The organism is Prevotella illustrans, from assembly GCF_017426725.1.
GTDB lineage: Bacteria > Bacteroidota > Bacteroidia > Bacteroidales > Bacteroidaceae > Prevotella > Prevotella illustrans.
Genome location: NZ_JAERMS010000006.1, coordinates 98839 through 113283 on the forward strand (window position 1 = coordinate 98839; position 14445 = coordinate 113283).

At 46.5% G+C, this 14445-nt stretch carries 7 protein-coding genes; 2 read left to right on the forward strand and 5 right to left on the reverse strand.

The window, feature by feature from the left end; all coding sequences use genetic code 11:
* Nucleotides 1-134: 134 nt before the first annotated feature.
* Entirely contained in the window at nt 135-3128 is a 2994-nt protein-coding gene (locus JHU38_RS03700) for an FAD-binding and (Fe-S)-binding domain-containing protein (RefSeq protein ID WP_107581039.1), read from the forward strand.
* A complete protein-coding gene (locus tag JHU38_RS03705) occupies nt 3125-5659 on the forward strand; it encodes an endonuclease MutS2 (RefSeq protein ID WP_107581040.1) in 2535 nt (844 codons plus the stop codon). The genes JHU38_RS03700 and JHU38_RS03705 overlap by 4 nt, the downstream gene beginning before the upstream one ends.
* A 38-nt stretch (nt 5660-5697) precedes the next feature.
* Here the strand turns inward: JHU38_RS03705 and JHU38_RS03710 are convergent, their stop codons facing one another.
* From JHU38_RS03710 to JHU38_RS03730, 5 genes are read right to left on the reverse strand one after another with little or no spacing between them, the layout of a single operon-like run.
* Nucleotides 5698-7248 carry a RagB/SusD family nutrient uptake outer membrane protein gene (locus JHU38_RS03710; protein ID WP_107581041.1) on the reverse strand — a complete coding sequence of 517 codons (1551 nt, stop codon included), beginning with the start codon at nt 7246-7248 and terminating at the stop codon, nt 5698-5700.
* A 17-nt stretch (nt 7249-7265) separates the two neighbouring features.
* Entirely contained in the window at nt 7266-10319 is a 3054-nt protein-coding gene (locus tag JHU38_RS03715) for a SusC/RagA family TonB-linked outer membrane protein (RefSeq protein WP_107581042.1), read from the reverse strand.
* Between the two features lie 18 nt (nt 10320-10337).
* Nucleotides 10338-12056, reverse strand: coding sequence for a hypothetical protein (locus JHU38_RS03720; RefSeq protein ID WP_394370894.1), 1719 nt, complete (start codon nt 12054-12056; stop codon nt 10338-10340).
* Complete coding sequence (locus JHU38_RS03725) at nt 12043-13314, reverse strand: MFS transporter (protein WP_107581044.1); 1272 nt, start codon at nt 13312-13314, stop codon at nt 12043-12045. Before JHU38_RS03725 ends, JHU38_RS03720 begins: the two co-directional genes overlap by 14 nt.
* Before the next feature lie 15 nt (nt 13315-13329).
* The gene (locus tag JHU38_RS03730) at nt 13330-14376 is read right to left on the reverse strand and encodes a glycoside hydrolase family 130 protein (RefSeq protein WP_107581045.1); all 1047 of its coding nucleotides are present in this window, start codon (nt 14374-14376) and stop codon (nt 13330-13332) included.
* Between the last annotated feature and the right edge of the window lie 69 nt (nt 14377-14445).

Sequence of the window (14445 nt, forward strand, 5' to 3'; positions counted from 1 at the left end):
GCATATATACGCGACAGAAACGACAAACTCGCAGGAAAATGCAGATTTAGCCTGCGCGATAGCATCGGGAAACGGAAATTAATCATTAATTTTGCAATACATATATATATGAACATATTTTGAGGGGGGACGCTATGGAGCCGCTACGCTATGATCTATTCTTAAATGATATCCGGCAATTCTTGGATAATCAGCAAATTTATACGGACGAACTCCGAACCTTTGCTTGGGGTACGGACGCCGGTTTCTATCGCTTAACACCGAAAGTCGTCATCCGTTCGAATGGCGAGCGACAACTGTCGAAGATTATACAGGTCTGCGACAAATACCGGATTCCCTATACTTTCCGGGCTGCGGGAACCTCTCTCTCCGGCCAAAGCGTAAGCGACTCGGTCCTCATCGTGGCGGGCAAGAACTGGGAACGGTATGAGATATTGGAAGACGGGCAGAAAATCAGACTGCAGCCGGGTGTCGTCGGTGGCAAGGTCAATCAGATACTGAAGCCGCTTGGCAGAGTATTCCCGCCCGACCCCGCGTCGATTGGCAGTGCCATGGTAGGCGGAATCGTGAGCAACAACGCCTCGGGCATGAATTGTGGCGTACATGCCAACAGCGACCGCATGCTTGTCAGCGCCCGACTCGTTTTGTCCGACGGAACAATCGTAGACACCGGCAGTGAGGAAAGTAAAGAGGCTTTTCGCAAATCTCACCCCCAATTCATCCTGCAACTTGAACAGTTGCGTGACAAAGTCAGAGCCAACACTCCCCTCGCCGACCGCATTCGCTACAAATACAGCATCAAGAACGTGACAGGACTCAATCTGCGCCCGCTCATCGCCTACGATGATCCGTTTGAAATCATGGCCCACTGCATGGTAGGCTCCGAAGGCACGCTGGCCTTTTTGTCCGAAGTGACCATGAAGACGCTCAAGGACTATCCTTTCAAAGCGTCGGCCATGGTCTATTTCAAGTCGATGAGGGAAAGTTGCGAGGCCATTGTCAAACTGAAAGAACTCATCTCGAGCGTTCAGGACTTGGCCATGAGCGCGGAGAATTTAATGGTGAAGAGTGCCGAAACGCTCGACTACAAGTCGCTGAGTGCCGTAAACGATCCTATTTTCCTGCAATATCAAAAAGACGTTGACGCACACAACGTCAGCGGTGTCACGCCCGGAAATTACCAAGGCCTGACCGCCGTCCTCACCGAAACGAAAGCCGTCTCGCACGAGGCTCTGCAACAAAACATCAATACGATTCTCGACGTATTGCGGCAGTTCGACCTCTACCGGCCGACTTCATTCACGGAAGATCCGGAAGTCTACGGCAAGTATTGGGCCATTCGCTCGGGTATCTTTCCCTCGGTCGGCGGAACGCGTCCCATAGGAACATCTTGTCTGATTGAGGATGTGGCTTTCCACATAGAAGACCTGCCGGAAGCAACCGTAAAACTACAAAAACTCATTGCCGACCATGGCTACGACGACGCCTGCATCTATGGGCACGCGTTCGCGGGCAACTACCATTTCATCCTGAATCAAAGCTTTAAAAGCGACACGGAGGTGAAACGGTACGAGAAGATGATGCGCGACGTGACGGAACTTGTCGTCAAGGAGTTTGACGGTTCGCTGAAAGCCGAACACGGTACAGGTCGTAACATGGCGCCCTTCGTAAGATACGAGTGGGGCGACGAGGCTTTCGAGGTGATGAAGGAATTGAAAGCGATCTTCGATCCGAAAGGCTTACTCAACCCGGGCGTCATCTTCAATGACGACCCTAATTGCTTCACGCAGAATCTTAAAGACCTGCCTGAACTGCGCTTCCCATACGAGAAGATTCCCGATGGGGAAAAATATCTGACACCGGAGCAAGGCAAATCGTCGACACAAGCCATGATTCAAGGCGTAAAAGACGCCAACAAGTGTATCGAGTGTGGCTTTTGTGAAGTGAATTGCGTCTCTTGCGGACTCACCTTGTCCTCTCGCATGCGCATTGCCATTCAACGGGAAATCAGTCGCTTAGAGGAAACGGGAGAGAATCCCACGCTTCTGCAAAAGCTACGGGAACAATATCGCTATCCGGGAGACCAGACCTGCGCCTCCGACGGACTTTGCGCCACCAGCTGCCCCATGAAGATCAACACGGGCAACCTCACCCATCTCATCCGCCAACTCAATATGCTCAACAACAATCCGGGCTATAAGGCGGGAGAATTTGGCGCCAACCACATGGCCGGCATTAAGAACTGTCTGCGCGGCGTACTCGACTTGGCCCACTTGGGTCACAGCATTCTGGGCGACAGGATGATGACGGCTGTCACCGAAGTGCTGCATAAAGCCGGTATGCCCTTATGGACGGTGGCCATGCCCTGCCCCACCCGCCAGCCGCAACAGCCTAAGAATCGATTACAAAAAGACGGTACGCCGTTGAAAGTCGTTTATTTCCCCAGCTGTATCAACCAAACGATGGGATTAGCCAAAGGCGCGCCCGTCAAGAATACAGTCGTAGACGAAATGGTAAGCCTGATGAACAAGGCCGGCTACGAAGTAATCTTCCCCGAGGGCATGCAACGTATGTGCTGCGGCCAGATTTGGGAAAGCAAAGGCATGATGGATATTGCCGACCGCAAGAGCGCCGAACTGGAAGAGGCGTTATGGAAAGCCAGCGAAGAAGGGCGCTATCCCGTGGTATGCGACCAAAGTCCTTGTTTGCATCGCATGCGCAAGGTCTTCACGAAAATGAAGCTCTACGAACCTGTAGAATTTATCATGACTTATCTGAAAGACCGACTCGTCTTCCATCCCACACACAAGAAGATCGCCATTCACGTCACTTGCTCCACCCGCGAAATGGGATTGACCGACCGAATGATAGAATTGGCGACACTCTGCTCCGACCACGTGTTGGTTCCCGACGGTATCGGATGTTGCGCCTTTGCCGGTGATAAAGGTTTTACGCATCCCGAACTGAACAGATACGCGCTCCGCAAGCTGCGTCCGCAAATAGAGAAGGCCGCTATCGAAGTGGGCTATTCCAACAGCCGTACGTGCGAGATTGGGCTACAAACCAACTCGGGCATTCCTTATCTGAACATTGCCTACTTGGTAAATGAAACAACCGAAGCTAAATGATTTATCCGGATAATTTTGAAACAAAGATCGGATTCCACGAAATCCGTAACATCATCAAAGAACATTGTCTGTCAACGCTTGGAAAAGAGCTGGTAGACTATCTCTCTTTTCTGACCGACGCCCGCGCGATTAACGCCAAGATGGCCGAAATCAGAGAGTTCAGGCGTATTATTGAGAAGCAGGAAGATTTCCCGTCAGACAACTTCCACGATGTCAGAGAGGCTCTCAAGCGGGTCAGAATAGTCAATACTCACTTAGAGGAAAGCGAACTTTTCGACTTACGCCGGTCACTCGACACGTTGCATCGCATCAAGAAATTCCTCGTTCCGTCAGCAACGGACGAACAACCCGAATATCCCACGCTGGCACTATTGGCCGAAGAGGTGACAACTTATCCGACCATCATCCAGCGTATCGACCAGATTCTCGACAAGTTTGGCCACATTCGCGACACGGCTTCGCCTGCCCTTCGGGATATCCGCCGAGAGCTGGCCCGCATGGAAGGAAGCATTTCGCGCACGCTCTACAGCATTCTGCACGCCGCACAAAGCGAAGGCCTTGTCGACAAGGACGTGACACCTACATTGAGAGACGGACGTCTCGTCATTCCTGTGGCTCCCGGACTGAAAAGAAAGATTCAGGGTATTGTCCACGACGAAAGCGCAACGGGCCGAACGGTTTACATAGAGCCGACAGAGGTGGTCGAGGCCAACAACAAAATCAGGGAATTGGAAAGTGACGAACGGCAGGAGATTATCAAGATTCTGACCGACATCACGAATAAAATCCGTCCGGAAGCGCCCGAAATGCTGCGATCATACGTACTGATGGCGCAAATCGACTTTATACAGGCCAAGGCCCATGTGGCCATCGGCATGCAGGCTTTCGAGCCTAATGTTGAAGAAACGCCGCACATCGACTGGATTAGGGCACGCCACCCAATACTGGCCAAGACCAAAGAGGTCGTACCTCTCGACATAACCCTGACCGCCGACAAGCGCATCCTGATTATATCCGGCCCCAATGCCGGCGGTAAATCCGTTTGCCTGAAGACGGTTGGGCTGCTGCAATACATGCTTCAAATGGGGATCGGCATTCCTTTGGGTGAGCGCTCTACAACGGGTGTCTTTCAAAATATCATGATCGACATCGGCGACGAACAGAGCTTAGAGAATGATTTGAGTACCTATTCCGGCCATTTGCTGAATATGAAGAACATGATGAAGCATGCCAACGACAAGACGCTCATCCTGATTGACGAGTTTGGCACGGGAACGGAGCCGCAGATTGGCGGTGCCATCGCCGAAAGCGTGCTGGGCCAATTCTGCAAGAAGCAAGCGTTTGGCGTCATTACGACCCACTACCAGAATCTGAAACACTTCGCCGACAGCCACGAAGGCGTTGCCAATGGCGCCATGCTCTACGACCGTCATGAGATGCGCCCGCTCTTTCAGCTGGCCATCGGCCGGCCCGGCAGCAGCTTTGCCATTGAGATAGCCCGAAAGATCGGACTCCCCGAAGAGGTTATTCAGGACGCGTCGGAAATCGTGGGTAACGATTACATCCAAAGCGACAAGTATCTGCAGGATATCGTGCGCGACAAACGCTATTGGGAAAACAAGCGCCAGAGTATTCATCAGCGTGAAAAGGATATGGAAAAAACGATTTCGCGTTATGAGGCAGAAATAGAAGCGCTGGAGAAAAGTCGAAAGGAGATCATGCAGAAAGCTCGCCAACAGGCTGAAGAATTACTGAAAGAAAGCAATAAGCGCATTGAAAATACGATACGTGAAATCAAGGAACACCAGGCCGAAAAGGAAGAAACCCGAAAGATTCGTCAAGAACTGAAGGCATTTGAGGAGAATATCCTCATCGAGAAAACACAAGAAGAGAATGACGAAGCCATCGCCAGGAAGATAGAACAAATCAAGCAACGCCGGGAACGAAGTGCCAACCGTAAGAAGAACAAGGCTAATCAGGAAGCGCAAGCTGCCGAAGCCATCAGAAAGGGCGCTACCCTCCGACAGGAAAAGCACGAAGAGGACAGCCCTCTGCAAATCGGTGATACCGTAAGAATCAAGGGCTTGAAGAGTGTCGGTAAGATTGAAAACATCGAAGGCAAGATGGCCAGTGTCATCTTTGGTGACATGCGCACAAAGATGAAAGTGGATCGATTGGAGCTCGCGGCAAACCAAAAGACGGAGGAATCACCCGCGGAACGACTGGCCGGCCAAATGGCTTATCAGGTAAGTCGCGCCACTCGCGACACGATTGACGTCCACAAGAACAACTTCCATCAGGATCTGGATGTCAGAGGCATGCGTGGCGACGAAGCATTGAGTGCCGTACAATATTTCATCGACGACGCGATTCTGGTAGGCATGCAACAAGTCAGAATCCTGCACGGTAAAGGTAATGGTATCCTTCGCCAACTCATCCGGCAGTATCTGTCCACAGTTCCCAACGTAACCAACTTTCGCGACGAGCATGTGCAATTCGGCGGAGCCGGAATTACAGTCGTCGAACTGTAATTCCGGCTCTTTGCCAGTTCTTTCGTATTACACAGAGATTAATATTCAGGATTCTGCGTAAGAACATTGTTACTCTTATCAATCTCTCCTTGTGGAATTGGTAACAGATAGTCACGTTTGTCATTGAAATTGCGGCCTTTTTGCACATTGTACTTTGCTGCATAGGCCTTCATGACTTCTCCAAACCGACGCTGGCGCATGAGGTCATCACGACGCCATCCTTCCATCGCCAATTCTACACGACGCTCGTGCCAGATAATCTCTCGTAGCTCATCTTTATTCGTCACCGTGATATCAGGCAGTGTCCGAGCAGTGACAACCGGTACATAAGCCTGCTGATCCTTGCGGGGATCCATCGGATTTGTATTACGGGCCCGTTGACGAACCTGATTCAGATATTTAAGAGCTTCTGGCGCCTTGCCATTCTCATTCAAAGCCTCTGCGTACAGAAGGAGAACATCGGCATATCTTATCAAACGAATATTATAGGAAATCATCCAAACATCAAACCCTGCTTTGTCTACACTTGGCACTGTCATCTTGTAATCATGAAAGCCTGTCGCGCTCTGATGATTATCCTGAGCCTGCTTGTCACCGACATAACGGTCACCTGTACGGGTGAATACGTAAGTTTGACGTGGGTCATCCTTATCAAAGGCATTGAAAAGATCTGTTGTTGGAACATGGAAGCCATACCCTTGATAGCCCGGAACATCACGCGAAGTGAAAAAATGCGGCACGTTTGTTCCCGTTGCAATGCTTTTATCATATACCTTGTTGGGAAGTTCGAATACTGACTCGCTACTGTTTTCATATTCTTTACGCCAATTCATTCCATAATCCGGCAAAAGGGCATAATCATGATCTGTCTCCACTATATCACGCAGAACCTTCTCCGCATTTTGGAAATCGCCACGAAACATATAGGTCTTCGCAAGCATGGTTTTCGCAAAGCCACGAGTCAGATGATACTGTTCTTCGGTCGAATACTTGTCCTTAGCCGGTAAGGCCGCCGCATCATTCAAATCACTGACAATCTGCTTATAAACATCATCTGCCGAAGCTCTCGGTACACGAAGAATTTCTTCAGGTTGCATCGGACTTGTTATGAGAGGAACTCCACCGAAAGTCGTCACAAGGCTATAGTAGCCAAAAGCACGGAGTGCCTTAGCTTCGTTCATATAACGGGTAAGAATATCCTTATCACCTTGAGCATCCATTGCGTGAGCTATAACATCATTACAACGATTGATCAAGCGATAGAGAATTTCCCAGCGACGTCCAACCTCCCCGTTCGTAGTGTAAACCATGAAGTTTTGCAACTCCATTACTTCAGCACGGTCACCATCAGAACTACCTTTAAGCGCGTCGTCAGTAGAACAATCACCCACGAAATAGAAATTAAGGGCATACTCATTCCAAGTTGTACGCAACTGCAGGTAGGCCCCGGTTAGCGCTTCCGCAATGTCACTTTGCTTCTTATAAAAGTTATTGCTCGTAGTCTTGCCATAGCTTGGCTCGTCAAGGTCACAAGAAATGAAAGAGAAGCCAAACGCAAGTGTGACAATACTCAAAAATATTTTTTTCATGATCACTATTTTTTAGATTAGAACTGTAAGTTTACACCGAACATAATTGTCCGTGACGACGGATAACGAGTTGAATCGTAGCCCATGTTGAGTGGATTCGAGACGCCCAAATCAGGATCGAGGCCACTATAGCCCGTAATTGTAAACAGATTTTGGGCAGAAACATAGACTCTACAAGAAGAGATATACTTAAACGAAGCCATTAATTTAGAAGGCAAAGTATAGCCAACCTGCAAATTTTGCAGACGAAGATACGAACCGTCTTCAACCATAAAGCTCGACACCCGATAGTTATTATTGTCATTACTTGTAGTAATACGTGGATATACCGCCCTGTCTCCCTCCACACGCCACGCCTTGTTATAAGCATCGGCAAGGGCATTTTGATAGCCGACCACCGCAAGCGTTCCCTTGGCTACATTGTAGATATCATTACCTATCGTTCCTTGGAATGCCACATTAAAGTCAAATCCTTTGTACTCGAATCCAAGATTAAATCCATAGATGACGTCCGGGTTCGGATCACCTATAAATGTACGGTCATCATCGTCATTGAGAACACCTTTCTCACCCAATTTAGCAAACTTGAAATCACCAGGGTGCGCATTCGGCTGAATCTTGTTACCTTCCTTGTCTACATAGCTATCAATCTCGGACTGATTTTGGAAAATGCCCAGCTGCTTATAACCGTAAAAACGCCCTATAGGACCTCCTTCATACGTACGACTAACAGAACCTGTCAGATAATCAGAGGTCAGCTTGGTAACTTTCGTCTTGTAAGTAGACAGATTGACACCTGCATGATAATTGAAGTCGCCCACATGATTGCGATAGTTCATTACAAATTCGAAACCGGTATTCTTCAGATCACCTGCATTGAAGAATGGACTATTGGGGAATGCGCCGAATGATGGAATTGGCATATTAAGCAGCATATCCTTTGTTTGTTTTACATAAAAGTCCAGACTCATGTCAAGAGCGTTATGAAACAATGTTACATCAAGTCCGATATTTGTTTGCTGAGACGTCTCCCACTTAATATCTGCATTTCCCTGATAAGTGGGCACATATCCTTGAGCATAGCCATTTCCAAAGTACCACTGCATTTCATTGTTCGTCCCTATAAGCGTCAGTGGGGCTGTCGCGTCGATGCGTTGATTGCCATTTTGTCCCCATCCGACACGTAGCTTCATGTTATCAAACAGCTTAGCGAGCGAGGATTGCCGAAAAAACTTTTCATTTGACAAACGCCATCCCAGCGAAAGCGAAGGGAAATACCCCCAACGGTTATCCTTGGCAAAACGTGAAGAACCGTCTGCACGAAAACTTACAGTAGCCAGATAACGGTCATCATACGAATAGTTTATACGGCCAAGATAAGAAAGCATGGAGGTTACAACCTTATCACCAGAAGTCTGATCACCCGTAGTCTGAGCGCTGAGAATACGATATACCTCATCATTACCCAAGGCTACACGCTTAAAGGCGTTGATTCCCTCCGACATATTCTTCTCATAGGTCATCGCAACCATCGCGTCAAGATGATGTTTGTCAAAATTCTTATTATAATTCAGTCGCTGCTCTACAAGATGATTGCTTACCGTTGCCGAATTGTTAGTAAGCTCTGTCTGCGTATTATACTTACTTTCACGGTTTCCCAACATATCATCCGAGAAGACGGCCGAATAAATGGGTCGGAAACTCTTGAAAGTATCTTGATTTCGCTCAAAACTGAACTGAACGCGGTAAGAGAGGGCTTGGGTGAAATTTATTTTAACAAAAGCATGACCAAACACATTGAACAAACCATTATGACGATCAATTAGTTTCAGAACTGAGACAGGATTTGGATCAAATGACCATTCGGTAGGAGCCCACTTGTTATACTCATAGTTCTCGGAAGAAGGATCTACGAGTGGATTGATAACAGGGGTAAAGGGATCTGCTTTCTGAATGAACTCGAAAGAAGGAAGAGCTCCGGAATCTTTCTTTTTCATCTTTGCCAAATTAACAATCCCACCTATGGTGATATACTTATTTATATCGTACTCCTGCGAAAGACGTGCGCTGAGACGCTTAAAACCAGTTTCAATAATGGCACCTTGCTCATCGACATAGCCTACACTGACGGTTGTACGCGAATTAGCGTTGCCTGTACGAACAGATAGGTTGTAGTTTTGATTGAACGCATTGCGAGTCACTTCATCCCACCAGTCTGTATTGTAACCTTTCTTATACTGATTTGTAAAACGGGTTTTATCAAAAGTAGGATCACTACCATACGCAGTCGTGATGAAATCATAATATTCATCGCTGTTCATCATATTTAAGGCTTTATAAGAACTTCTAAAACCTATAGAAGCATCCAGATTGACAACGGTTTGCCCCTTAAGGCCACCCTTAGTCGTAATAAGAATAACACCATTTGAACCACGCGAACCATAGATAGCACAGGCAGAGGCATCTTTCAGAACTTCCATCCGTTCGATATCCGCAGGATTGACACTACTCATATTGTCCATAAACTGTCCGTCCACGACATAGAGCGGATTGTTGTCATTGACCGTTCCTAAACCACGAACACGAACTACCGCGTCAGAACCCGGTTGGCCGCTGCTCGTACCTACAAATACGCCGGCAGCCTTACCGGCAAGAAGATTCGACACGTTTGATGTTGCGTAGTTCTTTATATCCCTTTCGCCTATTGATGACAATGCTCCGGTAAGATCGCTCTTGCGCTGCGTGCCATAGCCTACGACAACCACTTCGTTAAGCGCATTGTCGGACTCCAAGCGAACATCATAATTCCCGTCCTTTAAAGTCTTAAGCGTCATTGTAGTATAACCTACATAAGATACATTGATTTGGTTAGATTTAATCTTTAGTCGATAATGACCGTCCGCGTCCGTAATCGTACCATTGGAAGTTCCACTTTCGGTAACCGTTGCGCCAATAAGCGGCTCACCTGTCGTACGATCCGATACAGAACCTGTTATGACCTTTTCTGACTGTGCGAATGTTGCTATAGAAAAAGCCAATGCAATCAGTAGTAATATTAACTGCCTTTTCATAGATTAACTGTTTAATTATTAATTATAGGATATAATATGATTATTTGCGATAATACGTCCGTTTTCGAACTTTAACCGAGTTCCTGCCGGAATCTCATAGATGAGACGAGAAGACTTCGCCGGAATTTTTATCCGTTTATTACTTGTAACATTACGTGCTACATACTTCTTGCTGATGACATCATATAAATCACAGCATTTTCCACTCACCTTATAAGTTACATTTTCTTCTGAAGCATAGGGATTATAATAAAGGTACACGGGATAAGTGCGATCGCTGTAAAAATCCGTAACATTACAATTGAGACGAAGAATCCCTTTTACTTCCGTTGTATCGACAACAGCCCCCAAAATACCAATAGGAGCCGTACTATAGACGCTCATCATGGTCGTCGTCGGATTACCTTCTATCCATTTGGGGCCATCGCCGATAGCCACCGGGCTAACATTCTTTAATTCCGCCTTACCATAATCGTCAGCCTTACGTAGGCCCTCGTAGGCCACATTATTATCGGTAAGATTCCTTAGTTCGGGCGCCCACTGATGATTTATGTCAATACATCCCGGAAAGAAAAGGCGACAGGCGCTGGCATTGTTCAGCATCCATTTACCAATGGCATTGGCATACTGAGGGGCATACTTTACCATGGGCACGAAAGGCCAGGCGGGCTTAACGCTATTCATTAAGAAAGCATATCCTCCTCCATCGGTAATACTTCCCTGCAGACCGCTGACATCATAAGCGCCCCATTTACCTACGATTATTCCCCAACCGGTACGGCCTGTAGGGCTCTTACAGCCATCAAAGACCCAATCAAGCAGTTTATGGACGTCATATTTTTTACCTTCAACGGCATTCAAATAAGCTGCTGTATAGCATCCTAATGGCAGTAAAGCTTCATAAAAACAACTTTCCTTTTGAGCGAGTAACGCTTCAATAGCCGATTCCGCATGCCGAAGATAGCGACCTTCGCCAAACTTCTTATAAGCACAAAGCAACACATAGGAATGACCACCTGCCGCATCCTGCTGGTAAGGTATTTGACTACGCCCACCACGCATCTTTCCATAGTCAAAATAGCTATAGTCATAGTTCCCGGCCAAAACAGAGTCGGCCTTGGCAAACTGTTCAGCAATACTACGCATGATGGACTCAGAACCTTTCACATGGGGAAACACATCACAAACTGCGTAATACAAGGCGTTAGGAAGAACATCATACCACCAGTCGCGGCCATATCCGCCCCCCAGATTGGCGACTTGAGGATTCGTGTTGTTCATGATAATATTCCATCCATTATCACTATTGAAGAAGTTTTGAAGCATCTTCACATAATTTCTACCATCCTGGTTGGTTTTATCAATCCCGACAAGACCAGCTCCCAGGATTGCCGTGAGAGAGTTCAGAGACTCATGAAACTCCCCACCGTGATGAAGAGGGCCTTGCCGAATATCGCCTAAGGTTGTATAGAGACCAAATGTTTTCTGCTTCACATTACGACAGCTGTCGTCTTCCCAAATTAATGGGCCCAGCTCCCCCTTATTATTCCAGTCAAAGACATACGCGTCAAATTTACGGGCCTTTTCATACCAGTTAAGCATTTGATATGACGAAGGCATGTCCGGCATTTGTTCTATACGGGAAATTGCCACTTGTTTTACCGGGCGTGTTGTTGCAGCCGCCGTAGTAAATACGGCAGATAGCAAGACAAGGGAAAATAGTTTACTTGGTTTCATCATTCGTTTCTGTTGATAGTTGGTTAGACCGATTACTAATATTCTTTGACAAAGGATAAGCCAACATTTGCAGACCGCCTACAACAATAAGCGCAAACTTCAAGGCAAAAGTCTCTGATACGAAATAGACTAATGCTATAAAAAGTAGAAGTCCAAAAGCACGGCCGGCAAACAACCCAAACTCATGGCTCATGATATAAGTATATTCATTGCAATTTTCAATCTTTGCGACAATATCGATCGTTCGCATCATCACGGGATAATAAGCCAAATCGAACAAAGGCTGAAAAATAACCTTACACAGTACAAAGACTATGACACCGGCTGCAGAGAACAAGATTCCATTGAAAAGAGTGCCGACAAAGAATACAAGTACACTGCCCAAAAATATCCACAGACGATCCTGCGGTCGAGCTAAACGTCCCAATACATATACAAGTACGGCTGTCAGCGCGCCCGAAATTCCCTGGATAAGACCAAGAGCGCCTTCATTACCTATAAATTTCATGACAAGAATGGCCGGAGCCGTCACGAGAAATCCTTGCACCATACCTTTGAGTGAAGCCAGCAGAAGCATTTTGCGCCAAAGTACATGGAAACGAAAATGCAAGAACTTAATATCTTTAGGCATGAAAAAACAGCCTTTCCATAACACCCAACTGGCGATAATCGTCAACAGAAAAACACAGCCGGTAACAACCTTATAGCATGTACTAATATTGAAAACAATCCCAAGGAATGTCCTTCCGTCCATCCCTCCAATGAAGCCACCTACAACTAATGGAACTGTAATGCTGGCCACGGAAAAGAAGAATGATTCAAGACCAAAATAATAATTACGGTTTTCATCGTTCGTATTATACAAGGCTAGCAGATAACGATTCGTCCAGAAAAAACCAGAGGCGGCTCCTAAGAAGAAACCTGCTAAGCCCAAGGCCACAAAACCCAGTCCTTGAATGTTCATCATCAGTGCCAACGAGACGCCACTGATAAGGATTCCTCCAGAATAAAGAGCCCTTACATCAAACGCTTTCAAAAGAAATCCATTCACCAATGAGGTTGTGACAACACCTATGTACATAGCAAGTTGATAGTAAGCCACCATAGCCGGATTATTAGTATCACGCATCACATAGGCTCCGGCGAATATCTCTACGACAGGTAAAACGAAGCCATAAATCATATTTGTCAAAAGCAGAACTTTCATGTTATGGTCGTGGCTCCTGAAAAATCTTATTTCATTAAGCAATCCTTTCATACGCGACAATTGTATTTATTTTACCGACAAGGTATCGAGAATCTCACGAATAGAAAAGTCTGCGGTACAAATAACTTCATCGGACGCGCCATAATAGATGTGAACCGTATCCCCTTCCACTATCTGCCCATTGCTGAAAACGACGTTGCCAAAAAATCCGGTTTGCTCATAAGGAGCTATCGGCTCCATAATAGGTTCTTCCGAACGAGCCAGCACCTTGGTCGGATTGTCAAGATCAAGCAGCATCGCTCCTAAACAATAACGGTTTTCTTTTGTAGCGCCATGATAGATTTCAAGCCAGCCCTCCGACGTTTTTATCGGTGCAGCCCCTGCACCAAGCCGTGCACTATCGAAATGCCCTTCTCTCGTTGCGGCAATACAAATATGATTTCCCCAATGCAGCCGATCGGGAGACTCCGCTATCCACATATAATTTCCGCCAAGCTCCGGACTACTGGGGCGATGGAACGCATAGTATTTACTATTGATTTTCTCTTCAAATATAGCACAATCCTTATTATGAGGCGGAAATATCATTCCATGATGCGTATAATGCTTAAAGTCTACCGTTTCCATCATACCAACTCCTACGGCAAGGGCAGAAACCTCCGTAAAAGTAAGGAAGTAGCCATCTTTCATAGTTGCCACACGGCAGTCTTCAATTCCAAATGCTTCAGAAGAACGAGAACCAAAAACAGGAGGGAAAGCCGGATCTTCATAAAAATGAATACCGTCATCGCTGAAGGCAAATCTAAAATAAGATAAAGTTGTAAGATAATTTTTTCCTTGATACGTAATCACACGCGGATCGGACAAATCCAGGTCAGAATCAGTCTTGTCAAATTCAAGAACTTTAAAACCACTCTTCGTATAAATAGGAAAACTAATCTTCCCTTCTTTTTGCTTGGGTCGCTCCGCTACTCGGATAACAAGACCAATACGATGATCCATTTTAAATACTCCGGGGTTTAGGAGACAGGCGATTTCCATACCTTCGATAGCTGGAACAAAGTCCAAAGGCCGAAGAATAGGATTGGAACCACTTCGTTTACAAATATCCATATTTTTAGGTTTATAGTTATTTTCGCCGCAAAGATAACTGGTATTCCCAGGATGGCAGTATATGAGAAA

Coding starts and splice junctions, on each gene's coding strand:
- JHU38_RS03705 (WP_107581040.1), top strand. CDS start 3,125: ATGATTTATCCGGATAATTTTGAAACAAAGATCGGATTCCACGAAATC.
- JHU38_RS03720 (WP_394370894.1), bottom strand. CDS start 12,056: ATGAAACCAAGTAAACTATTTTCCCTTGTCTTGCTATCTGCCGTATTT.
- JHU38_RS03700 (WP_107581039.1), top strand. CDS start 135: ATGGAGCCGCTACGCTATGATCTATTCTTAAATGATATCCGGCAATTC.
- JHU38_RS03710 (WP_107581041.1), bottom strand. CDS start 7,248: ATGAAAAAAATATTTTTGAGTATTGTCACACTTGCGTTTGGCTTCTCT.
- JHU38_RS03730 (WP_107581045.1), bottom strand. CDS start 14,376: ATGGATATTTGTAAACGAAGTGGTTCCAATCCTATTCTTCGGCCTTTG.
- JHU38_RS03715 (WP_107581042.1), bottom strand. CDS start 10,319: ATGAAAAGGCAGTTAATATTACTACTGATTGCATTGGCTTTTTCTATA.
- JHU38_RS03725 (WP_107581044.1), bottom strand. CDS start 13,314: ATGAAAGGATTGCTTAATGAAATAAGATTTTTCAGGAGCCACGACCAT.